This is a genomic window from Flavobacterium sp. 2755, from assembly GCF_031455715.1.
In the GTDB taxonomy this organism is placed as follows: Bacteria; Bacteroidota; Bacteroidia; order Flavobacteriales; family Flavobacteriaceae; genus Flavobacterium.
On sequence record NZ_JAVDTG010000008.1, the window covers coordinates 233,373 to 256,486 of the forward strand.

18 protein-coding genes are annotated in these 23,114 nt (G+C 33.4%); 7 read left to right on the forward strand and 11 right to left on the reverse strand.

Translation table 11 applies throughout. From position 1 onward, the window contains the following. Window positions 1-27 precede the first annotated feature (27 nt). Both J2Y38_RS18720 and J2Y38_RS18725 read right to left on the reverse strand, forming a co-directional pair. Window positions 28-2,364 carry an ATP-dependent helicase gene (locus tag J2Y38_RS18720; RefSeq protein WP_053471409.1) on the reverse strand — a complete coding sequence of 779 codons (2,337 nt, stop codon included), beginning with the start codon at window positions 2,362-2,364 and terminating at the stop codon, window positions 28-30. A gap of 218 nt (window positions 2,365-2,582) precedes the next feature. After that, entirely contained in the window at window positions 2,583-3,350 is a 768-nt protein-coding gene (locus J2Y38_RS18725) for a TSUP family transporter (RefSeq protein ID WP_180860198.1), read from the reverse strand. A gap of 115 nt (window positions 3,351-3,465) precedes the next feature. Here J2Y38_RS18725 and J2Y38_RS18730 point away from each other — a divergent pair, with 115 nt between their 5' ends. Further along, window positions 3,466-3,987: a hypothetical protein gene (locus J2Y38_RS18730; RefSeq protein WP_053471407.1), complete on the forward strand. Its 522-nt coding sequence runs from the start codon at window positions 3,466-3,468 to the stop codon at window positions 3,985-3,987. Window positions 3,988-4,113: 126 nt separating this feature from the next. Here the strand turns inward: J2Y38_RS18730 and J2Y38_RS18735 are convergent, their stop codons facing one another. From J2Y38_RS18735 to J2Y38_RS18750, 4 genes are all read right to left on the reverse strand, one after another. Further along, window positions 4,114-4,521: a hypothetical protein gene (locus J2Y38_RS18735; protein ID WP_309845508.1), complete on the reverse strand. Its 408-nt coding sequence runs from the start codon at window positions 4,519-4,521 to the stop codon at window positions 4,114-4,116. 28 nt (window positions 4,522-4,549) lie between these two features. Then, complete coding sequence (locus tag J2Y38_RS18740; protein ID WP_180860201.1) at window positions 4,550-5,449, reverse strand: patatin family protein; 900 nt, start codon at window positions 5,447-5,449, stop codon at window positions 4,550-4,552. A gap of 101 nt (window positions 5,450-5,550) precedes the next feature. Beyond that, window positions 5,551-7,611 carry a M1 family metallopeptidase gene (locus J2Y38_RS18745; RefSeq protein ID WP_309845511.1) on the reverse strand — a complete coding sequence of 687 codons (2,061 nt, stop codon included), beginning with the start codon at window positions 7,609-7,611 and terminating at the stop codon, window positions 5,551-5,553. Further along, a complete protein-coding gene (locus tag J2Y38_RS18750) occupies window positions 7,608-8,444 on the reverse strand; it encodes a transposase (protein ID WP_309845514.1) in 837 nt (278 codons plus the stop codon). Before J2Y38_RS18750 ends, J2Y38_RS18745 begins: the two co-directional genes overlap by 4 nt. Window positions 8,445-8,532: 88 nt before the next feature. Between J2Y38_RS18750 and J2Y38_RS18755 the strand changes: the two genes are divergently transcribed. Both J2Y38_RS18755 and J2Y38_RS18760 read left to right on the forward strand, forming a co-directional pair. Next, window positions 8,533-9,270: a diphthine--ammonia ligase gene (locus J2Y38_RS18755; protein WP_309845517.1), complete on the forward strand. Its 738-nt coding sequence runs from the start codon at window positions 8,533-8,535 to the stop codon at window positions 9,268-9,270. A gap of 25 nt (window positions 9,271-9,295) precedes the next feature. After that, the gene (locus tag J2Y38_RS18760; RefSeq protein WP_309845519.1) at window positions 9,296-9,799 is read left to right on the forward strand and encodes a hypothetical protein; all 504 of its coding nucleotides are present in this window, start codon (window positions 9,296-9,298) and stop codon (window positions 9,797-9,799) included. On the opposite strand, the gene J2Y38_RS18765 is transcribed toward J2Y38_RS18760, so the two are convergent. Continuing rightward, entirely contained in the window at window positions 9,796-10,341 is a 546-nt protein-coding gene (locus tag J2Y38_RS18765; protein ID WP_309845522.1) for a DUF1697 domain-containing protein, read from the reverse strand. The two genes, J2Y38_RS18760 and J2Y38_RS18765, sit on opposite strands and share 4 nt — an antisense overlap. A gap of 42 nt (window positions 10,342-10,383) precedes the next feature. Continuing rightward, window positions 10,384-12,159 carry a hypothetical protein gene (locus J2Y38_RS18770; protein WP_309845525.1) on the reverse strand — a complete coding sequence of 592 codons (1,776 nt, stop codon included), beginning with the start codon at window positions 12,157-12,159 and terminating at the stop codon, window positions 10,384-10,386. A 217-nt stretch (window positions 12,160-12,376) separates the two neighbouring features. Here J2Y38_RS18770 and recG point away from each other — a divergent pair, with 217 nt between their 5' ends. Beyond that, window positions 12,377-14,485 carry an ATP-dependent DNA helicase RecG gene (gene recG, locus J2Y38_RS18775; RefSeq protein WP_309845528.1) on the forward strand — a complete coding sequence of 703 codons (2,109 nt, stop codon included), beginning with the start codon at window positions 12,377-12,379 and terminating at the stop codon, window positions 14,483-14,485. Window positions 14,486-14,740: 255 nt separating this feature from the next. Here the strand turns inward: recG and J2Y38_RS18780 are convergent, their stop codons facing one another. From J2Y38_RS18780 to J2Y38_RS18790, 3 genes are all read right to left on the reverse strand, one after another. Further along, complete coding sequence (locus J2Y38_RS18780; RefSeq protein ID WP_053471398.1) at window positions 14,741-15,340, reverse strand: PAS domain-containing protein; 600 nt, start codon at window positions 15,338-15,340, stop codon at window positions 14,741-14,743. Window positions 15,341-15,417: 77 nt separating this feature from the next. Beyond that, a complete protein-coding gene (locus tag J2Y38_RS18785; RefSeq protein WP_309845532.1) occupies window positions 15,418-16,272 on the reverse strand; it encodes a hypothetical protein in 855 nt (284 codons plus the stop codon). Between the two features lie 30 nt (window positions 16,273-16,302). Further along, window positions 16,303-16,902, reverse strand: coding sequence for a thioredoxin fold domain-containing protein (locus J2Y38_RS18790; RefSeq protein ID WP_309845535.1), 600 nt, complete (start codon window positions 16,900-16,902; stop codon window positions 16,303-16,305). A 571-nt stretch (window positions 16,903-17,473) separates the two neighbouring features. On the opposite strand from J2Y38_RS18790, the gene J2Y38_RS18795 reads away from it, so the two are divergent. From J2Y38_RS18795 to J2Y38_RS18805, 3 genes are all read left to right on the forward strand, one after another. Next, window positions 17,474-18,535 (forward strand): efflux RND transporter periplasmic adaptor subunit, encoded by a 1,062-nt coding sequence (locus tag J2Y38_RS18795; protein ID WP_309845537.1) that lies wholly within the window; start codon window positions 17,474-17,476, stop codon window positions 18,533-18,535. A gap of 85 nt (window positions 18,536-18,620) precedes the next feature. After that, complete coding sequence (locus J2Y38_RS18800) at window positions 18,621-21,716, forward strand: efflux RND transporter permease subunit (protein WP_309845539.1); 3,096 nt, start codon at window positions 18,621-18,623, stop codon at window positions 21,714-21,716. Window positions 21,717-21,785: 69 nt separating this feature from the next. Beyond that, window positions 21,786-23,096 (forward strand): TolC family protein, encoded by a 1,311-nt coding sequence (locus tag J2Y38_RS18805; RefSeq protein ID WP_309845541.1) that lies wholly within the window; start codon window positions 21,786-21,788, stop codon window positions 23,094-23,096. Window positions 23,097-23,114: the final 18 nt, after the last annotated feature.

The following is a 23,114-nucleotide window of genomic DNA, read 5'->3' on the forward strand; positions in this document are numbered from 1 at the left end:
CTTTAAACCTGAAACCTGAAACTTTTGTTATCCTACAACATCTAATTTAGCAAATCTTAATAGAAGTTTTTTAATTCCTCCTACTTCAAATTTAATTTCGGCTTTTTTATCAGCTCCAACTCCTTCTAAATTAATCACTTCTCCTTTTCCGAAACGTTCGTGCATTACGACATTTCCAATTGTTAGTTTACTGTCAAACAAATTAGTATTAGAACTTTCCGGCGCATTTCCAGATACAGGTTTTAATTTACGAATATTTAAATCCGGTTTCGGATTATTATCTGTAATATGCTTTGGCGGCGTTCCTCCTACTGGTTTTGCTAATCGCAATTTTGACTTATCAATGTCTCCAAAAATATCGCCGTCAATTGGAGATTTATAACGATAATTACTTTCTGACGGAGTTAGATATTCTAGAAACTGCCCGTCTATTTCTTCAATAAAACGTGATGGTTCACTATCTGTCAATTTACCCCAACGATAACGTGACTGTGCATAAGTCAAATACGCCTGGTGTTCTGCACGAGTTAAAGCTACATAAAATAAACGACGTTCTTCTTCCAATTCACTTCTCGTACTCATACTCATCGCACTAGGAAACAAATCTTCTTCCATACCCACCACAAAAACATGAGGAAATTCTAATCCTTTTGCTAAGTGAATCGTCATCAAAGCAACACGATCTTCATCATTGGTATCTTTATCCAAATCTGTAGCCAAAGCCACATCTTCCATAAATTCAGAAAGTGCACCTCTAGCCCCGTCAATTTCTCTTTGTCCTTCTGTAAAGTCCTTAATACCGTTTAAAAGTTCTTCGATATTTTGGATTTTTGCCATTCCTTCCGGAGTTGCATCTTTCTTCAATTCCTGAACCAAACCGGTTTTCTTTGCAACGTGATCTGTTATATAAAAAGCGTCCTGATTTTGATCAATAACCTGGAAACTCTGAATCATCGTTACAAAATCTTTCAATTTGTTTTTAGTTCCAGCGTTTAGTTTAAGATCAATTTTATCGATGTTCACCATTACTTCCCAAATCGAACGTTTGTAATGATTTGCAGCAATAGTTAATTTTTCTACAGTTGTATCTCCAATTCCACGTGCCGGATAATTGATTACACGAATCAAAGCTTCTTCATCTTTCGGATTCAGAACCAAACGCAAATAACATAAAACATCTTTAATTTCCTTACGTTGGTAGAAAGATAATCCACCATAAATTCTATACGGAATATCACGTTTTCTCAACGCGTCTTCCATTGCACGCGACTGAGCATTAGTACGATACAAAATTGCAAAAGCTCCATTATGCAATTGATTCTGCATTTTCTGTTCAAAAATTGTACTGGCTACAAAACGACCTTCTTCGGCATCTGTCAAACTTCGGTGGACTTTAATTCTTGGACCAAAATCATTTGCAGTCCAAACTACTTTATCCAGTTTAGTTTTGTTGTGCTCCATAACCGTATTTGCAGCTTCCACAATATTTCGGGTTGAACGGTAATTCTGCTCTAAACGATACATTACTACACCTTCGTAATCCTTTTGGAAATTCAAAATATTATTGATATTCGCTCCACGGAAAGCATAAATACTCTGTGCATCATCTCCAACCACACAAATATTCTGAAATCTGTCTGACAAAGCCCTAACAATCAAATACTGAGAGTGGTTTGTATCCTGGTACTCATCAACCAAAATATAACGAAAACGATCCTGATATTTTGCTAAAACCTCTGGAAAACGAGTCAGTAACTCATTTGTTTTCAGCAATAAATCATCAAAATCCATTGCTCCAGCCTTAAAACAACGTTCTACATACTGCTGATAAATTTCTCCTAATCTCGGCCTTTTTGCCATGGCATCAGCTTCGACTAATTCCGGATTATTGAAATATGCTTTTACAGTAATTAAGCTGTTTTTATAACTAGATATACGACCTAAAATCTGTTTTGGTTTATAGATATCACGATCCAGCTGCATTTCTTTAATAATTGAAGAAATCAATCTGGCTGAATCCTGAGAATCGTAAATTGTAAAATTGGACGGATAACCTAAATGATCTGATTCTGATCGAAGAATACGAGCGAAAATCGAGTGAAAAGTTCCCATCCAAAGGTTTTTTGCCTCTGATGCTCCCACAATATCCGAAATCCTGTGCTTCATTTCTCGAGCTGCCTTATTGGTAAAAGTCAGCGACAAAATGTTGAATGCATCAACACCCTGAGCCATCAAATAGGCTATTCTAATTGTTAAAACACGGGTTTTCCCCGAACCTGCACCAGCAATAATAATCATTGGCCCGTCTTTTTGTAAAACAGGCGCTCTCTGTGCTTCGTTGAGCTGGTCAATATATTTCTGCATGTAATTTTTCTCCTTTATGCAAAAATAAGAATTAAAAAAGAAAGTTCCTAAGATACTAAGATTCTGAGATGCTAAGTTTTTTTTGAACCATATAAGTTATGTAAGTTCATTTAATTCTGTAACTTAAACAAAGTCAGTAACGCTCATATGATTTAAAATTTTAAAACTTATTGAGGTACAACTTATAATTTCTTATATCACTTATATGGTTTATAAAACTACTTGTAGAAAACGTCGTAGGCAAATCGAATCAAAGTTCCCACAACCACAATCAAAAAGAAAATTCTAATAAAACCATTTCCTTTATTGATTGCAAGTTTTGCGCCAAGCCAGCCGCCAAGTCCGTTGCTAACTGCCATCGGAATTGCTATTGTCCAGATGATTTTCCCTTTTATCATAAATAGACAAATCGAACCAAAATTCGTTGCCAGATTTACCATTTTCGCATTCGCGGAAGCGTGCAAAAAATCAAAGCCTAAAAGGGCAATAAATGCCACGACGAAAAAACTTCCCGTTCCGGGGCCAATAAATCCGTCATAAAAACCAACGATAATACTAATGACAACTGCATATATTATTTGAGTTGCTGCCGAATGATCTTTGGCAACATGCTGTCCGAAGTTTTTCTTTGCATAAGTATATATAAATAACAATGATAAAACTACAAGCAAAAGCGGTTTCATAAAATCATTGCTTACAAGTGTCAAAATAGTAGAACCTAAAAATGCGGATGGAACTGCTAAACACATCATAATCAAAAGCAATTTCCATTGAATAACTACTTTTTTCAGATATTGAAATGCAGCAAAGGCTGTTCCGCTGAAAGCTGGAATTTTTAAAGTTCCAATAACTGTTGAAACTGGTAGATTTGGCAATAAAATTAATCCCATTGGTGTTTGGATAAGTCCGCCGCCGCCCACTATTGCATCAATAAATCCTGCTGCAAAAGCTGCCAGGCAAAGAAAAAGTATTATGTATGAATCCATTAAAAGTGTATTAAAAAACAAGTAGCAAAAGTAAGTTTTACAATTTGTTTATTCGTGTAAATTTAAAGTGGATTTCTCGTCAAAAAGTATATTTTTGCTAAAAAAATTTACCCAAATGGATTTTACAAGAATTATAGAATTAGCAAGTTATACTTTACCTGCCATTGTTACCGGATTTGTAGCCTACAGTTTTTTTGAACTGCATATTAAAAACAATGATAAAAAGCGTGCTTTTTTATTAAACAGACAAGCGCATAAAGAATCGCTTCCGATACGTTTGCAAGCTTACGAACGTATGACTTTATTTTTAGAGCGTATCAATTTGACAAAATTATTAATCAGAATCACTCCTATTTCTCACGATAAACATGATTATGAAAACTTTGTAATCGACCAAATCGAACAAGAATTTGAACACAATTTAACGCAGCAAATTTATATGTCTGATGAATGTTGGACTATTATTACAACTGCAAAAAACTCAACAATTCAAATGATTCGTAAAGCTGCCATGAGCGACCGCGTTGACAGTGCAGATAAACTTCGTGAAGTTATTTTAAATGAATTATTAGAAAAACAATCTCCAAGCAATGCTGCTTTAGGATATATTAAAAATGAGGTTGCAGAACTTTGGTAGAAATTTAATTTTAGATTTTAGATTGCAGAGTTCAGATTTATGAACTTTCAATCTAAAATCTAAAATAACTTTAAATAATAAATAGGTTTTTATTTATTCCTTCTTCATAAAAATATTTTATTTAGTTTATTTGAATTTGCGCTCCAAAAAATTTAAATCATCATTAACTAAAGCTTTTACTATTTCTATAGTTTTTTCTTCATTCTGATCGAGTAATTCAGAAGTATAATTATTGTTCAATTTTTCAATTAAACCAAACCAGGTCTTTTGCATTTTTGGTCTTTTGAAAAACACATAAAATTCAAATTTTTCAGATGTACCTACAGCAGAAATTGATAAACCATTTTTGTTATTCAAATTTTCAAATTCAAGTGAAGGTGAATAATAAGGATCCTTTGTGTTTTCCATTTCTTGCAAATATTTCTTCCATGGGAAATTATTAATTAATTCCAATATTTCCGAAGAATCTATTTTTCCTTTTTCAATAATATTTGGATTTGTTGGTTCACAGATGCTATACCTAAATTGGCTCATTTATATTTTTTTTTATTTGTATCAATTACTACCTATTATCACTCATAACCTCAGACTTATTCTGAGCATATTCATAACCTTGTTTCCACCATTCTTTCATTATTTCCTTATTGAAAATTAATGCGTTGTCGGTCAATTTGGTTGGAGTGTAATATAAATTAAGCTTTACATCTTTAGTGTTTGCCATAAGTTTTCCTATAGCAATATCATGTTTTTCAACCTGATCTAAGGCAATTCGGAATAAATCAATCATTAACGAAAATGGATTTTTACCAATAACCATTTTGCTCGTATTGACTTCTGTTTCCAAAATAATAACATCGATTTCTGTTGCGCCTCGGTTAATGGCTTCACGAATTGGAACCAAACTTGAAAATCCGCCATCGCCGTATTCGGAATTGTTTTTTGAAACCAAACTCATAAACGGAACATAATTACTGGAGATCCATGACCATTCGCAAAACTCTTCATAACTACAGTCTTTTACTGATTTATATTCTGATTCGTTTTTAGTGAAATTGGTGACCGTAATAATTACGTCATTATTCATTTTTTTTAGTTTGTTGAAATCAGAGATTGAAAAATTATTCTGAATGTATTTTTTCAAACCTTTGCTTTCGCCAAAAGTTCTCTTTCCCTTAAAAAACTGACGAAGCACATTAAAGTGATTAATCGTCACAATATCCACTCCTTCTTTTACTTTTACTACAAATGGGCAGATATTAAAAATACTTGACATTGTAACATTTGTATAAACGGAATGTATTTTTTTGATATGACCGAGAGCTAAATGCGGAATAAGCAAACTTCCTGTAGATGTTCCTATAAATAAATCGTATTCATGATGTTTTTCTTCAATTAAATACTGTGCAACTCCTCCGGCGAAGGCTCCTTTACTTCCACCACCAGAAATAACTAATGCTCTCATAAAATATATAGTAGGTTTTGTTTTTGGTTAGAAAATAGAGGAAAGAAAATAGAATATAGACTTACTTACAAATCTATTTTCTTTCTTCTATTCTCTGTTTTCTATTCTTTCAATAAACGATTTAATTGAAACAGTTCATCGGGTGTCAAATTAGGTAAAATTCTATTAAATGAAGCACGCATTTCTGAATTTTTTAATAAAATCCTGATTGAGTCTCTTCCAAATTTTGAAAACTGCCACATATGGTGCGTTGTGGCATTAACTAAATTCGTTAAAACATCATCGTTAATAAATTTAAAAGCAATTAATTTCTCTAACGCGTTCTGGCGTGTAGTCGCTTCATATTTTGTTGTAGAAAAAGAAATTAATTCATTTATTAATTCCTCAGAATTACTACTGTAATCTGGGGTAGACAAAGCAAGCGAAAGCCACAATGTACGAAGGTTATAATCGTTAAAACCAATCCAGTTTTTCGATTTATCTAGATATTCTTTTCTATGGCTTGGGAAGTTATTCCATAAATAAAACAAAGCAGCTTCCTGTGTTTGATATGATTTATCGTCGAGAAGCGTTTCATATTCTGTTCTAAAATCTTCGGGGATTTTTGGTAAAGTTTCTGCTAAAGTCTGGCGCAGCTGCACATTTTTTTGATGCAATGCTTTTAGCAATAACTCTTTTTTATCTTCGTATTTTTCCGTTTGCAATTGTGAAATGATCGCTTCTTTTACTGAATGATGAATATCTGAATCCATGGTTTTGTTAAAGAAATCAATCTTTTCCTTTAAAGGTGTTTTCTTTAATTTATCAACTTCTAAACGCACTTTAATTGCATTGTTTTTACTTAATAAAGCATTAGCTGCCGGCGTATCAAAAGCGGTAGATTCCAACCAGGTTTTCTGAAACTGAACCAAATCAAAATCCGAAACTTTTTTAATTTCATCAAAGAAATTCTCTGTGTTTACATTCTTGAATGCATATTTATTCAAATAACTTTTTATTGCTTTTTTAAAGGCTTTGTCTCCAATAGATTCGTGTAAAACAAAAAGTGCCCACGCTCCTTTTTCATAAAAAGTCAGCGAACTGGCTTTTCCATTTAAAACCGGAATAGTGTCTGTTCTTGAAGCAAATTTTATCTGCTGTGCCGTATCGTATAACTTGGCGTAAAAATAATCATCGCCGAAAATATCTCTTTCAGCCAATAACGCATAATAAGTTGCAAAACCTTCCTGAAGCCAATGATGTGTACTGCTTTCGGCGGTAATTAAATCTCCAAACCAGTGATGTGCTAATTCGTGTGCATCAACATTGGTGTAATTTCGATCTGTAAAACCAGTATTATCGACTACATAACGTGTTGTAAAAAGTGTAGTTGTTGTATTCTCCATTCCGCCATATAAAAAATCCCGAACCGGAATCTGCCTGAAAACTTTCCACGGATATTTTACTCCAATTTCTTTTTCCAGAAAATCAAAAATTCGTTTTGAATAGCGGTATGTAGGTTCAAAACGAGATGCATCTTTGTTTTCAATATAATATTCTAACGGGATTTTAGATTTAGATGTAAATTGTTTTTTGTCATATTTTCCGACAGAAAGCACCAATAAATAAGAACTCATTGGGTTTTCCATTTGGTATTGCCAATGCACCAGATTATCTTTCTCCGTTTTACTTTTTAAAACTCCGTTTGAAACAACCTGATATTCTTTTTTATAAGTTATTCCAAGATTGAAAATTACCTTTTCATTCACATCATCAAAACTCGGAAACCAGTTGCTGGTATATCTTCCCTGCCCTTGCGTCCAGATTTGAATATCGTCATTTTCAATATTTACAAAATACAATGCCTGTTTTGGTTTTACGTTATAACTGAAAGTCAAATGGTTATTACCCTTTTGAAAATTATTGATAATTTGTAATTCTTTGTTTGTATTAATAAATTTTACATCTTTTCCATCGATTTGAACATTGGTAAACTGCATGTTTTTAGCATCGATTTTTATGGTATCGATAGGCTGTAAAACCTCAAAATAGTAATCTACTTGTCCATAAATTATTTTTTGAGAATCAACTATATTTAATTGTCCCGAAACCGATTTAAAATCAACATATTTGGTTTGCTGTGCAAAAATGAAAGTGGTTATAAAAAAGAAAATGTATTTCATTGCAATTGTGAATTTATAGAATCCGTATCCCAAGATATTGGATTATTTTTAATATAATCATAAATTGTTTCAAATGTTTTATAATTTCTAACAATATGATCGTGATAGTTTTGCTGCCAAATTGATTCAAAACCATTGATTTGTTTTATCGTAACCGATTTAAAAACAGCAACAAAAGATGAAATGGAATTTGGTTTGCGAGAGAATGTCTGCAAAGATTTGTTCTGTAGAGGCGCACAGCAGTGCGTCTCCGCAAAGGTTGTCGACAAAGATTGCGTTTCATTCGTTGTGGATATGCCGGACGTAGACGCACTGCTGTGCGTCTCTACAATATGCGACGTTTTAATTGGTACGTTTAAATTCGATTCGTTTGATGATTTCGACAAAGATTGGTTCTGTAGAGACGCACAGCAGTGCGTCTCCGCAAAGGTTGTCGACAAAGATTGCGGTTCATTCTTTGTGGATATGCCGGACGTAGACGCACTGCTGTGCGTCTCTACAATACGCGATGTTGAAATCTGCGACGTTTTAATATGTGGAGTTTCAATCCGTTTTTCCATATTTCCTTGAATTTCAATCAGCAAATGAATATGATTTGGCATTACAATCCAATTATGAAAAAACCAATTTTTACGAATTTTTATCGATTTCAAAAGCTCATTCTCTACAATCTTTCCATTTTCATTTAAAATCATTTTTCCATCTTCCACAGATCCAAAAATGCATTCTCTGTCTTTTGTAACCATTGTAATGAAATAAACTGCTTCACTAGAATAATCCCAATCTCTCAATCGATTGGAATCAATTTTTAATTTGTCCTTATATAATGTCATAAATTGGCGTGTAAAAACCCAAAGTTACAAAGGTTCCACCAACAAATCGAATGAAATTTGTAAGTTTACCACATAAAAATAATCCAACGTGTCTACACCAAAAAAAGCCTTATTTAACTGGAGCAGCGGAAAAGATTCTGCTTTAACATTATACAAGATTCTTCAAAATCCTGAATTTAAAATCGAATGTTTATTAACGAGCGTGAACCAGCAATATCAGCGAATTTCAATGCATGGCGTTCGTGTTGAATTATTACAGGCTCAAGCAGAAAGCATCGGAATCCCGTTAAAAATTATGCAGGTTCCGGAAATGCCAACAATGGAAGTTTATGAAACCGTAATGACAGAAACCTTGACGGAATTAAAAAACGAAGGAATTACGCATTCAGTTTTTGGAGATATTTTTTTGGAAGATTTACGAAAATATCGTGAAGAACAATTGGCAAGAATAGACTTTGAAGGTGTTTTCCCTATTTGGAAAATCCCAACTCATGATTTAATTCAGGAATTTATTTCTCTTGGATTTAAAACGATTGTGGTTTGCGTAAACGAAAGATATTTAGATAAAAGTTTTGTCGGCCGAATTATCGATCAGGATTTTATAAATGATTTACCAGAAAACGTAGATGTCTGCGGAGAAAATGGAGAATTTCATACTTTTACTTTTGACGGGCCAATTTTCTCTAAACCAATTGATTTTGAAATTGATGAAATTGTTTATCGAAAATATGAAAAACCAAAAAGTCAGGATTCTTCCGACAAAGCCTGCGATACAAATGCAACAGATGCTTTGGATTTTGGATTTTGGTATTGTGATCTTATTTAATTGTTCAATGTAAAAGCAAATTTATATGTCTTTGCAAGAAAGTTACGAAGTAAAAAAAGTACTTCAGTTTCTAAATGAAATTAACATCAATATAATTGAAAAAGAATTGGGTACAACTTTTTTACCCGGATTGGATTTAGGTCCAAATTGCATTTATATTGATTATACTAATTTACTATATCCCGGAGATATTTTACATGAAGCCGGACATCTGGCCGTTACAACTTCTGTAGAAAGAAAATTAATAGGCACAGGCGAAATTTCTTCTGAATGGCCCACTCACGGAGAGGAAATCGCAGCTATTCTATGGTCATTTGCCGCAGCCAAATATTTGAATTTACCTTTAGAATTTATATTTCATCCAAATGGATATAAAAATGATTCTGATTGGTTAATTTCAAATTTCAGCAATGAAAATTACATAGGTTTACCTCTTTTAGAATGGATGGGTTTATGTCTGGGAAATGAACTTGCAGCTAAAGAAGGAAAAGCGGCTTTTCCAGCAATGCTAAAATGGATGCGGGATTAATTCTGTTCCTCATACATTGCTAACAAATTCGTAACCGTATTCAAGTTTCGCATTGTGCCAATTACATTCAGTTTTTTCTCGATATATTTCAATTCCAGTCTTGTTTTACCTGCTCCAACAGCATATTTAATATAAATCCTGTTATCGTCAATAGCTGCTTCATCTGGTTTAAACTGACTGATTTTTAAATCATGTATACTTTCTTTTTTCAATGCAATCGCAACAAAAACAATATAAAGTTTTTTGATATCAATATCTTTTTCTTTCAAATAAAGATTGTTTGCAAAACACAATTCTAAATCTTTTTTTGAAATTACAATTGCAGGAACTTCATGTCCAAAAACTTTGAAAATTTCCTGTTTGATCATAAACCCCACTTTTGCAGCATCTTCTTCACTATCAATAAAAACATTTCCGGATTGCAGATAAGTGCGAACGTTTTGAAAACCAATATTTTCAAGCATTGTTTTCAAAGCATCCATTTTGATCATATTGTGACCAGAAACGTTGATTCCACGAAGAAGAGCTAAGTGTGTTGTCATTTTTAAAATTTTAGTCAAAGATAAATATTCATTGTATCAAAACTAGTCTTCATCTTCACCAATTTCTATATCGAACTTGGTTAAAAAATCATTGAGTTGTTTTTTATACTTCGCTTTTGCTTGATTTACAATTTCATCCGCTTCTTCGTTTGTTTCTATTGCGTTTAAATTAAATTCCTTTTTAACCCATTGCTGAAATTCCTCTTTATTTTCATTTTCTTCGTAATATTCTTCATCTTTATAAAAATAAGCATTGTCAAAATCGACTGAAACTTCGGTATCCAAAGTTAAAAGATGAATCAATTTTCGGGTATTTTCAGCTACAACATGAATTCCGCCTTCGTCGCCAAAAACTACTATTGGGCAATTATTTAAATCTTTATCAATAAGCCAGTACGCATAAGAACTTCCTGAACCGTTTGCGCCAGCAAATTCAATAAAACTATTATAAAATTCTTCTTCTTCAGACCATGTTTTTATTCCGGTTTTATCATCATAAATTAGTAAACCAAAACATTCTGAATAGCTTTCAGATCCATATTTTTGATCAAATTCATACAGTTTTACTAAATCTTCGGGTAAAGCATAATTGCCAAACTGAACCGAATATTCTTCTAAAGAAAAACTATTATCATATTCCTGATATTCCGTTTCTTCATCATCGTCTTCATCTTCTTCTTCTGAAGGTTCTGCTGTCAATACTTCAAAAGCTTCAAATGCAGCACATTTTACAGTAAACATTTCTATTCCAGGCGCAGTTTCATTATTTGCCCATTGGTATTTCGTGTTTCCATCTTCATCAAGATATTCTAAAACCAGCGTTATTTCTTCATCATCATGACACCATAAAGCACGCATTTTTATATTAAAACCATTTCCAATTTCTTCAGAAATCTGGCTGTATTTCTTTCCTTCATAAGTAAACGGAATAAAAGAATATTCGTTTGTTCCACTCTTTTTACTAATTCTGCCTATGTGTTTTACATATTCTAATTGAGATAAAACTTCCACCATATTTATAAACTGACTACGAAAATCAGTATACATATATTTTTCTTTTTTATCGTAATCAAGAATTGAAAGTCCTTCTTTAAAAACGTCTTCGTGGTAATTATTTCCTAGTATTTCCGTTCCGTATTCTGAATGTTCTATAAAAGAATCATCGACAATATCAGATAATTTATGTGTGGATGGAAAGTAGTTTTCAATTGTAATTATATTGCCGTCAGCATCACTGAGGTTGCTGCAAATCATTATATCCGGTCTGTTTACACTTACAATTGCGTGAATATCTGTAAAACGCTCAAAATGCATCAGCATATCGTCACTGTAAATTAACCAGGCAGTTACATCGCCTTTTACAAAAAGTTCTCCGTGATTGTATTCACCAATAATGGTATCACATTTTAAGCCTCCGCCTAAATAATGAACGCTTCCAAACAAAGTAATATTTACCGTTTTAGTTTCTCCTAAAACAATCAATGCAGGAGAATTATCTGTATCAAAAGAACTTATGAGCTTTGTAACATTCAAATTTCCTTTAAAAATAAACCCCAGAATAAAAATATCCTGATGTTCTTCTGTTGTGAAATCCATTTCAAAGGATTCCATTTCTACATCATCTTCTGCTAATAGAAATATTGGATTTTCTTCATAATCAGGAAAACGCCAGGTATCTTCAAAAACATTGTAGATTTTTTGACCGTTAAAATCGGTAAGATCTCCAATAATATTATGCGCTTCGTTTCGGGTAATAACTTTAAATGTAATACCTGCAAATTCAATAGTTTCAAAAGGAACTTTTTCTTCTTTACTCATTTTCTTAGTGGCTTATATTTGAAACAAATCTAAGAATTATCTTTATTTATTAAAATGGTAATCTCAATATTTCAGATTTTCAAATTATGTAATTTAAATCTATCTTCGCTTTTTGAAAGAAAAAAGAATATAGAATAAAGAAAATAGACAAAAAACCATAGTCTATTCTCTTGCTTCTAAAATCTAAAATCAACAATCTAAAGTCTAAATTTCATAAATGTCTAATAATCTCCTCGAAACTCCTATCGAATACTTAAAAGGTGTTGGCCCAAGTCGCGGTCAATTGCTTCGTAAGGAATTGGGAATTCATAAATATGGAGATTTAGTCAATTTTTATCCCAATCGATATATTGACAGGACACGTTATTATAAGATTAACGAACTGCAGAATACAGGAACTGAGGTTCAGATTGTTGGAAAAATCATCAACATAAAAACGGTTGAATTTGCCAAAAACAAAAAGCGTTTGGTTGCGAGTTTTGTTGATGAAACCGGAATGATTGAATTGAACTGGTTTCAAGGCCATAAATGGATTCGCGAAAGTTTAAAACTCAATGAACAGCTTGTTATTTTTGGAAAATGTTCTTTGTACGGAAGTCAATTCAGCATGGCGCATCCGGAAATTGAATTGTTAAGCGAGCACGAAAAAAGTCTTCGTTCTGCCATGCAGCCGGTTTATCCTTCTACAGAAACGTTGACAAACCGAGGAATTTCAAACCGAACGATCAATAAAATGATGGAACAATTGTTTATTGAAACTCAGGCTTTGTTTACCGAAACTTTCCCGCCTTATTTAATTGAAGAGTTAAAGCTGATTCCGAAAAGGGCGGCTTTGTTTAATATACATTTTCCAAAAAGTGCAGATGCTTTGGCGAAAGCCCAATTCCGATTAAAGTTTGAAGAATTGTTTTTTATTCAATTACAATTAATTACTAAAAACTTAATTAGAAAACATAAAATAAAAGGACATCCGTTTACAAAAGTGGGCGAACTTTTTAATCATTTTTATCAAAATCATCTTCCGTTTGATTTGACCAATGCTCAAAAAAGGGTTATAAAAGAAATCCGTTCAGATATGGGAAGCAACGCCCAAATGAACCGATTACTTCAGGGAGATGTTGGATCAGGAAAAACAATTGTGGCTTTTATGAGCATGCTTTTGGCGATAGATAATGGTTTTCAGGCGTGTTTAATGGCGCCGACAGAAATTCTGGCTAATCAGCATTTTATTGGATTGTCTGAATTTGCTAATACACTAAACATCAATATCAAAATATTAACGGGTTCGACTAAAACTTCTGAAAGGAAAATTATTCATGAAGAACTGGAAAACGGAAGTTTGCAGATTTTAATTGGAACTCACGCTTTGTTAGAAGATAAAGTAAAATTTCAAAGTTTAGGTCTGGCGGTTATTGACGAACAGCATCGTTTTGGTGTAGAACAACGATCAAAATTGTGGAAGAAAAATGATATTCCGCCGCACGTTTTGGTTATGACGGCAACGCCAATTCCGAGAACTTTGGCGATGAGTTTATACGGAGATTTGGATATTTCTGTAATCGATGAATTACCACCGGGAAGAAAACCTATTGAAACGGCGCATCGTTTTGATAGTAATCGCTTAAAAGTCTGGAAATTCCTGCGCGACGAAATTGCCAAAGGAAGACAAATTTATATTGTGTATCCGTTAATTCAGGAATCTGAAAAAATGGATTATAAGGATTTAATGGACGGTTACGAAAGTATTTCAAGAGATTTTCCACTTCCGCAATATTCGATTTCGATTCTGCACGGAAAAATGAAACCTGCGGATAAAGATGCCGAAATGAAGCGTTTTTCTGAAGGAAAAACCAATATTATGGTCGCAACAACTGTAATTGAGGTTGGTGTAAATGTCCCAAATGCCAGCGTTATGATTATCGAAAGTGCCGAACGTTTTGGTCTCTCACAGCTACACCAGCTACGCGGACGTGTGGGCCGTGGCGCGGAACAGAGTTATTGTATCTTAATGACAAGCCACAAATTAAGCACCGACAGTAAAACGAGAATGGAAACGATGGTGCAAACGAACGATGGTTTCGAAATCGCCGAAGTCGACCTAAAACTTCGCGGCCCCGGAGATTTAATGGGAACACAGCAAAGTGGTGTTTTAAATCTTCAAATAGCTGATATTGTCCGCGATCGCGATATTTTATCTTTGGCACGAAACTACGCCTTAAAAGTTTTAAAAGAAGATGCTCCTTTACAAAAACCGGAACACGCTATTTTAAAAATGGTTTTTATCGAATTGACGAAGAAGAAAAATATTTGGAATTATATCTCGTAAGGTTCAAAGTTACAAAGTAACAAAGATACAAAGTGACAAAGGTTTGTAGGTTTTAACTTGACGAATGTCATCCTGAGCGAAGTTGAAGGCTTATGAAACAAAAAAACTTTGTCACTTTGTCACTTTGAACCTTTGTACCTTCAAAAAATACACTCCACTGCATCAATAAGTTTTAAATATTCAGGTGATTAGATTTGTTGGGGAGCAAACTTTGAATTGAATATTACGTCGACGCAATGAAGTATATTTACTAAACTATTTCTTGGGCGGAGTTTTATCAAATAAACCGCTGAATAAGCCTTTGCTTACTTTATTTTTATCATCTTTTCCTGTAGCGATTAAATGGTCGATATATTCCATGTATGTTTTTTTTCGCTCTTCTAAAAAGCCAACCAAATATTCTTCGGAAGCGATTAGACCGCTGGCTTCTTCTATTTGTAAAAGCTTTTTGTAAAGTGGTTCAATAAATTTTGTGATCAGAGGCTCCGGAACTGATTTTCTGGTTCCAAAATAGCCTACAATATCTCCATCGGCATCGGCAATAATTTTAAAATCGGTTACAACCCAGTAATAACGACCGGTTTTTGCCATGTTTTTTATAATAACATGAATGTTTTCACTTGATTTAATGCTGTCCCACAAGAATTTAAAAATCACTTTTGGCATATCAGGATGCCTCACAATATTGTGAGGCTGTCCTACAAGTTCAAATTCATCATATCCTGAGACATCTATAAAATCTTCATTGGCATAAAGAATTGTTCCGTTTTTATCTGTTTTACTAAGTAATACTTTATTTTTATTCCAGTCGACTTCTCTGTCAGAAGGCGTTGGACGGTTAAATCTCGTATCCATAAATTTGCTGCTAATAATTAATAAATGGTTGATTGTGCGTGTAAAAATGTTTGCTGGGAAGTTGGTTTTTACAGTTTTTAATTTCTGGTATTAGTCGATTTTACATGAATATCATTTACTAAATCATCAATTTTTTTGGCACTTTCACGCATCATATCCAAATAGGTCAAAAGTTTATCATTATCTGTATGTCCTTTTGAAACATCTATTAATTTTAAAACAGAATTTACCGGAAGTTTTAAATCTAAAGTTGTTCTGTGAATAAAATCGTTGTATTCTTTTGTAGCCGTCAATGAACTGTATTTGGCAGAAGCCAGTTTCATGTTTTCTAATTCATATTCATCAGAAATTTTAGAAATGTGATTGTGGCTGTGTTCTTTAAAATAATAAGCCCAATAGCCATTCATAAAAAATACAACAGCAGCCAAAACAGTATGAATAATAAGCGTTTCTAAATCAAAATTTACCTGCGAAAAATAAACCTGAAGTCCGTTTGCATCATTATAAACAAAGTTTTGCAAATAAGCCAAACCAGCGTGATGAAGTACAACCAGAAGCGTTAACGGAATCTGCAGTTTCCAGTTTTGATAAATAATTAAAATGGTACTCGCAATGAAAACCGTAAAATGCATTTCGAATAAACCGTGCATTTGGTAAATATACTGCGCCATAAATATTGCCAGTACAACTGACAAGACATATTGGTAAAATTTAGAATTTTTCAGAAAAAACTTGGCCGAATAATAGGCCAAAAGGTTCAGCGTTCCAACTCCTACTCCAATTTCGAATGTATCGTATTTAAAGGATAATCCAATTCCGAGAAGAAAATAAACGGCTAGAACATAATTAATAATGATATCTGATTTTTGCGTCATAGTCGACATAAAACTATGCAGATAATCTTGCTCATTTAAACTGGCTTTTGTTTTCATAGGTTTAAAAATTTTAGTTAGTGATAGATTTTATTTAGTGCAATTTGGTAACGAACATCCGTAAGCTCTAAGAGCTAAAGCATTAAATGAGGGCGAATTATTTTGTTTTAACAGCGAATCGATCGCCATTTGGGCGTAATTACTTTCAGCATCTGTGCAATATCTTGTTTTATTGTAATTACCACGATAATATAAATTATGATCAGCATCCAGCAGAACTGCTTGCGGAGTCGAAATCACACCGCATTTTTGAGCGATGCCTTCATCAAAATAAACCGGGATTGCTGCTCCAAATTTTTGCTGGATTTCTTCGATAGAAAAAGTTTTCTTTTTGTTTAACACCACAATTTTAAAATTGACTTTATCGCCATATTTTTTAATCAAGTCACTTACATGCGGCACATTGAAGCGTGAACACGGACAATCGGGATTAAAAAAGTGAAAAAAAACAGGTTTATTATCAAATGCACAGCATTGCGACAAATCAACTTTGGAGCCCATTGCTATAGCATGATAATTCTTCGGAATTGGCGTTGGCAGACTATATTTGAATTCATTCTGCCAAAAAAGATAACCAACTGAAAATAGTAAAAGTGTAAACCATAAAGCTAAGAGTATTTTTTTCTTCATATATTATTTTTTTAGTAATTAAAAGCAAAAAATATAAACACTTGTTAATATAATTATTAAATAATTTCTGTAAAAACTCTAAAAAACTACACCTAACTCATTATTTTAACTAATAATCCTACATCACCTTATAGATATTATTGGATAAATTGACATTTTGTTTAACATAGTAATGTTACAAATAAATTCGATAAAGTGCAAAGAAAATCGGACAAAAGCATAAAAAAATTATTAAACGTGAGGAATCATTAGAGATAAAGAAGGAAAAAAATTAAAATCTTAAATTTTTATTATCACACTAACCAAAACACATCTAATTGATTACAAGACACATACATCAAAAAATCCTAAAACCGTTAAAAATTATTTAAAAAAGTAACTTTTACATTTAAACCTTTTCTTAAAAGCGATGTCTAAAAGCAAACTTTTGCAGTTACAGCTCAGAAAAACTATTTGAAATTATTGTAATCCAAGTGTTAAATAAAAGCTAACGCCTTTTGGTTTCAGCACAAAAAGTTAAATTTGCTAGTTGCATAAAAACATACAACAAAAAAACATTCACCTAAATTTTATGAAATTAAAACACCTAATCTACGCCTTGATCATCATCGTTTTAGGAGGATTTATTACTTACCGAATAATATCCAACAAAGGAAAAAATGACGAATCAAAAAAATTTGGCGATAAAGATAAGCCAACAACTGTAACTGGACTTGTAGTTAAAACTTCGACTTTTGATAACAACTTATCATTATCTGGTTCAATCGAAGCAAACGAACAAATTGAAATTCACAGTGAAGTTTCGGGAATTGTAGAAGGTATTTATTTTAATGAAGGAACTTACGTGAATAAAGGTCAGGTACTTTTTAAAGTAAACGACATTGAATTAAAAGCGCAATTAAGACAAGCTGTAACCAGAGAAGGTTTAGCAGCAGAAAACGAAAGAAGAGCAAAACTTTTACTTCAAAAAGAAGCCATCAGCCAGGAAGAAGCAGATGTTGCAAGAGCAGATTATGCTTCGGCACAAGCACAAAGTCAATTAATTAGAGCCCAAATATCTAAAACTTCTGTAAAAGCACCATTTTCAGGAAAAGTTGGTTTACGTTCTATTTCACCGGGAACTTATATTACACCAACAGTTGTAGTAGCTAAATTGGTCAATACAGGAAAATTAAAAATTACATTCTCAATTCCGGAGAAATATGCGGCGCAGGTAAAATCGGGTTCAATAATCGATTTTAATGTTTCGGGATCTGATAAAACCTATTCAGCAAAAATATATGCAATCGAGCCAGAAATTGCCGTTGCAACACGTACATTACAAATTCGCGCCATTGCAGATAATACAGATGGAAAACTTTTCCCTGGAACTTTTGCTGATGTAAAATTACCATTAAACATTATTAAAGATGCTATAGTTGTACCTTCTCAGGCTATCATACCTGTTCAGGACGGCAAAAAAGTGTTTATTGCAGATATGGGCAAAGCCAAAGAAGTTATGGTTGATGCCACAACAAGAACTGATGCATCTATTTTGATTTTGTCAGGATTAAAAGCCGGAGATACTTTAATAACAAGCGGTGTTATGTCTTTAAAAAATGAAGCACCAATAAAAGTTAAAGTTCAAAAATAAAAGTTATGAGTTATGGATTATGAGTTATGAGTTTATAAACACATACAATAATCTAAAATCTGAACTCTAAAATCTAAAATCACAAATGAGTTTATCAACTACAAGTATAAGAAGACCTGTTTTAACCATTGTACTGAATTTATTAATTATATTATTCGGTTTTATTGGTTATACATTTTTGGGTGTTCGTGAATTTCCTTCCATCGACCCTGCACAGGTTTCTATTAGAACCAATTATACAGGAGCCAATTCTGATATTATAGAATCACAAATTACAGAGCCTCTTGAAAAAGCAGTAAATGCAATTGACGGAATTCGAAACATAACATCATCCAGTAATCAGGGAAGCAGTAATATTACCATCGAATTTAATCTGGATAAAAACCTGGAAGAAGCAGCAAATGATGTTCGTGACAAAGTTTCGCAGGCTGTTCGAAGTTTACCTCAGGATATTGATGCGCCGCCGGTAGTTTCTAAAGCCGATGCAGATAGTGAATCTATTATTTCGATGACGGTTCAGAGTGATACCCGAAGTTCTTTAGAATTAAGTGATTATGCCGAAAATGTAATTTCACAGCGTTTAGAAACTATTCCCGGAGTAAGCGGGGTTCAAATTTGGGGACAAAAACGTTACGCCATGCGTTTATGGATTGATCCTATAAAATTAAATGCTTACAACTGTACGGTTTCTGATGTTAGGAATGCCTTAAATGCGCAAAACGTAGAATTACCTTCCGGAAAATTAACCGGAAACAATACCGAATTGACCGTAAAAACAATTGGAAATCTTTCAAAACCAGAAGAATTCAATAATATTATCATTCGAACAGATGGAGAGAAAATTGTTCGTTTGAGCGATGTGGGCGGTGCCGAACTAGGACCTGAAAATATCGAAACTTCTTTGACATCATCAGGACTTCCAATGATTGGTTTAGCCATTGTACCAATGCCGGGAGCCAATTATCTTGATATTTCGAAAGAATTCTATAAAAAATATGATGCTCTAAAAAAGGATCTCCCAAAGGATATAAAACTAAATATCGCACTTGACAATACGCTGTTCGTAAAAAAATCGGTACTTGAAGTTGTCGAAACTTTAGGAATTTCGATCATTCTGGTAATCATTATTATTTATCTTTTCTTTAGAGACTGGGCAATTGCGTTCAGACCTTTAATTGATATTCCCGTTTCATTAATTGCTACTTTCTTTATTATGTGGCTTTTTGGTTTCTCCATCAACGTATTGACTTTGTTAGCTATTGTTTTAGCGACAGGTTTAGTGGTCGATGACGGAATTGTAGTTACCGAAAATATCTTTAAAAAAGTCGAAGAAGGAATGTCACCAATTGAAGCGGCCATTAAAGGTTCAAATGAGATTTTCTATGCCGTAATTTCGATTTCGGTAACGCTTGCTGCGGTATTTTTGCCTGTAATTTTCTTAGAAGGTTTCGTAGGCCGACTCTTTAGGGAATTTGGTGTCGTTATTGGTGCGGCTGTATTAATTTCAGCCTTTGTATCCTTGACTTTAACACCAATGCTGAATGCTTATTTAATGAAGGGCGGAGAACAGAAAAAATCAAAATTCTACATTAAAACAGAACCATTTTTCGAAAAAATGAACAGCGGTTATGCTGAGTCTTTAACCAAATTCATGGATAAAAAATGGATCTCCTTCCCTATCCTTATTGCTTGTTTTGGATTGATCTATTTGTTTTTTACTATACTCCCAAAAGAAACTGCCCCTTATGATGACAGAAGTTCGGTAACCATGAGAATGACCACTCCTGAAGGTTCTTCTTATGAATATACCAACCGTTTTATGCAGGAGATATCAAAATTGGTTGATGACTCTATTCCGGAGAAAAAAGTCAGCTTGGTAATTACCGCAGGAGGTTCCGGAGGTTCTGCAACAAATTCCGGTTTTATCAGGCTTTCGCTGAAAGAACCAGACGAAAGAAACAAGTCTCAAAAAGATATTGCTGATCAATTATCAAAATGGACAAAAAAATATCCAGACGCTAAAACATCTGTGATTCAGCAGCCTACAATTGCCGTGAACCGACGTGGAGGCCTTCCGATTCAGTACATTATTCAGGCTCCAACTTTTGAAAAACTAAGAGAAAAAATCCCTGTTTTTATGAATGAAGTAGGTAAAAGCGATGTTTTCTCGACAACTGATGTCAATTTAAAGTTTAATAAACCTGAAATCAACGTAAGTATTGATCGTGAAAAAGCCGAAAGTTTAGGAATTTCAATTATTGATATTGCTCAGACTTTACAGCTTTCGTTAAGCGGACAGCGTTTTGGATATTTCATTAAAAACGGAAAACAATATCAGGTTATTGGTCAGTTTGATCAAAAAGACAGATCAAAACCTTTGGATTTAACTTCGATGTTTGTGAAGAACAAAAGCGGTCAATTAATTCAAATGGACAACGTGGTAAATGTTTCAGAGCAGAGTAATCCGCCGCAATTGTACCACAACAATCGTTATATGTCTGCAACTGTTTCTGCAGGTTTAGCACCGGGGAAAAGTATCAGCGACGGTATTGAGGAAATGGACAGAATTAAAGCTAAAGTTTTAAACGAAAGTTTTACAACAGATTTAAGTGGAGAATCGCGAGATTTTGTGGAGAGCAGCTCGAATACTTCTTTCGCATTTGGATTAGCTTTATTATTGATTTTCTTAATTCTTGCGGCACAATTCGAGAGTTTTATCGATCCGCTTATTATCATATTAACAGTACCAATGGCGGTTGCCGGTGCCTTATTTTCACTTTGGTTATTCAATCAGACCTGGAACATTTTCAGCCAGATTGGAACCGTAATGCTTATTGGTCTGGTTACGAAAAATGGTATTTTGATTGTCGAATTTGCCAATCAGTTACGCGAACAGGGCAAACCAAAAATGGAAGCTATTCTTGAAGCGTCAGAAGCACGTTTACGTCCTATTTTAATGACGAGTTTAGCGATTGCGTTAGGAGCGTTGCCAATTGCAATGTCTCTTGGAGCAGCTTCTACCAGTAGAATTGGTATGGGAGTTGTAATTGTGGGAGGAACTATTTTCTCGCTTGCTTTAACTCTTTTTGTAATTCCGGCGATCTATTTTATGTGGTCAAAAGCCAGAAAACATTATCCTGAATTTGATCGTATCGACGAGTACGAAAAAGAAAGTAAATAAATATTTATTGGCCGCGAATTCACAAATTGATTACTAAAATTTGTGAATTCGCGGCAAAAGAAAAATAATATGAATATTAAGAATATATACTGCACTTTAATAGTTCTGTTCTTTTGCATTGCTAAAACAAATGCACAGGAAGTTTTGACTATTGAAGAAGCTATGAAAATCGCTTTAGAAAATAATTTTGAGATTAAAATTGCCAAAAATAATTTGACAATAAGCGAAACAAACGTCACAACCGGAAACGCAGGCATACTGCCAACCGCTACAGCTAATATTGTAGACAACAACAGTGTTACCAACTCAACTCAGGTACGTCAGGACGGAACATCAACTACATTAAACAATGCAAAAAACAACAGTTTAACGTATGGAGTGAGTTTAGGATGGACAGTTTTTGACGGAATGAGAATGTTTGCCAGATATGATCAATTAAAAGAGCTTCAAAAATTAGGCGATTCAGAATTAAAAAGAACTATTCTCGTAAAAATTGGTCAGGTAAATGCTGCTTATTATGATTTAGTACAGCAACAGCATCAATTAGCGGCTTTAGACACTACAATTGTAATTTCTAAACAAAGAGTAGAATTAGCACAAAATCGTTTCACTATTGGTAAAGCTTCAAAATTAGAAGTTTTAAATGCGCAGGTTGATTTAAATACAGATCAGGTTACTTTATTGAGACAAAAAGAATCCTATGCGAATGCTAAAATATTATTGAACCAATATTTAGCGAGAGATCCTAAAATCAATTTCAAAGTAACTGATGTTGTTACCGTTGATGATAAACTGGTTTTAGCCGATTTAATGGATTTGGCACAAAAACAAAATCCGGCTTTAGAATCGCAAATCATCAATAAACGAATTGCCGAATTACAGCTGAAACAAGTAAAAGCAAGCAGGTATCCAACTGTAAATTTAACTTCTGGTTATAATTTTTCTGAAAGTCAGTCGAGTTTAGGATTTACAAGCGAAAACTCTTCAAGAGGTTTTACATATGGTTTTAATGCTTCGATGAATATTTTTGACGGATTTAATCAGCATCGAAATGAAAAAGTTGCCAAGCTTCAAATCGAAAATTCTCAAATTGCTATCGATCAGCAAAATATGGTTTTGAACACCCAATTAAGTACAGCTTTTCAAACGTATTTAACCAATTTAGAATTAATTGATTTAGAAGAAAATAACGAAGCAATCGCCAGACAAAATTTAGAAATTACTTTAGATAAATTCAGAATTGGAACTATCACAACCATTGATTTTAGAACGGCTCAGCTTAATTATGTAAACGCAAAAGTTCGCTACAGCAACGCGCAATACGAAGCAAAATTATCTGAAATTGCCTTAAAAGAATTAGCAGGAAATATTAATTTTTAAACTAATTTTGTTTTCAAA

What these genes read in the sequence shown, in the direction of transcription:
- J2Y38_RS18720 (WP_053471409.1), bottom strand. Translation starts at nt 2,364, where the DNA reads ATGCAGAAATATATTGACCAGCTCAACGAAGCACAGAGAGCGCCTGTT.
- J2Y38_RS18725 (WP_180860198.1), bottom strand. Translation starts at nt 3,350, where the DNA reads ATGGATTCATACATAATACTTTTTCTTTGCCTGGCAGCTTTTGCAGCA.
- J2Y38_RS18730 (WP_053471407.1), top strand. Translation starts at nt 3,466, where the DNA reads ATGGATTTTACAAGAATTATAGAATTAGCAAGTTATACTTTACCTGCC.
- J2Y38_RS18735 (WP_309845508.1), bottom strand. Translation starts at nt 4,521, where the DNA reads ATGAGCCAATTTAGGTATAGCATCTGTGAACCAACAAATCCAAATATT.
- J2Y38_RS18740 (WP_180860201.1), bottom strand. Translation starts at nt 5,449, where the DNA reads ATGAGAGCATTAGTTATTTCTGGTGGTGGAAGTAAAGGAGCCTTCGCC.
- J2Y38_RS18745 (WP_309845511.1), bottom strand. Translation starts at nt 7,611, where the DNA reads ATGAAATACATTTTCTTTTTTATAACCACTTTCATTTTTGCACAGCAA.
- J2Y38_RS18750 (WP_309845514.1), bottom strand. Translation starts at nt 8,444, where the DNA reads ATGACATTATATAAGGACAAATTAAAAATTGATTCCAATCGATTGAGA.
- J2Y38_RS18760 (WP_309845519.1), top strand. Translation starts at nt 9,296, where the DNA reads ATGTCTTTGCAAGAAAGTTACGAAGTAAAAAAAGTACTTCAGTTTCTA.
- J2Y38_RS18765 (WP_309845522.1), bottom strand. Translation starts at nt 10,341, where the DNA reads ATGACAACACACTTAGCTCTTCTTCGTGGAATCAACGTTTCTGGTCAC.
- J2Y38_RS18770 (WP_309845525.1), bottom strand. Translation starts at nt 12,159, where the DNA reads ATGAGTAAAGAAGAAAAAGTTCCTTTTGAAACTATTGAATTTGCAGGT.
- recG (WP_309845528.1), top strand. Translation starts at nt 12,377, where the DNA reads ATGTCTAATAATCTCCTCGAAACTCCTATCGAATACTTAAAAGGTGTT.
- J2Y38_RS18780 (WP_053471398.1), bottom strand. Translation starts at nt 15,340, where the DNA reads ATGGATACGAGATTTAACCGTCCAACGCCTTCTGACAGAGAAGTCGAC.
- J2Y38_RS18785 (WP_309845532.1), bottom strand. Translation starts at nt 16,272, where the DNA reads ATGAAAACAAAAGCCAGTTTAAATGAGCAAGATTATCTGCATAGTTTT.
- J2Y38_RS18790 (WP_309845535.1), bottom strand. Translation starts at nt 16,902, where the DNA reads ATGAAGAAAAAAATACTCTTAGCTTTATGGTTTACACTTTTACTATTT.
- J2Y38_RS18795 (WP_309845537.1), top strand. Translation starts at nt 17,474, where the DNA reads ATGAAATTAAAACACCTAATCTACGCCTTGATCATCATCGTTTTAGGA.
- J2Y38_RS18800 (WP_309845539.1), top strand. Translation starts at nt 18,621, where the DNA reads ATGAGTTTATCAACTACAAGTATAAGAAGACCTGTTTTAACCATTGTA.
- J2Y38_RS18805 (WP_309845541.1), top strand. Translation starts at nt 21,786, where the DNA reads ATGAATATTAAGAATATATACTGCACTTTAATAGTTCTGTTCTTTTGC.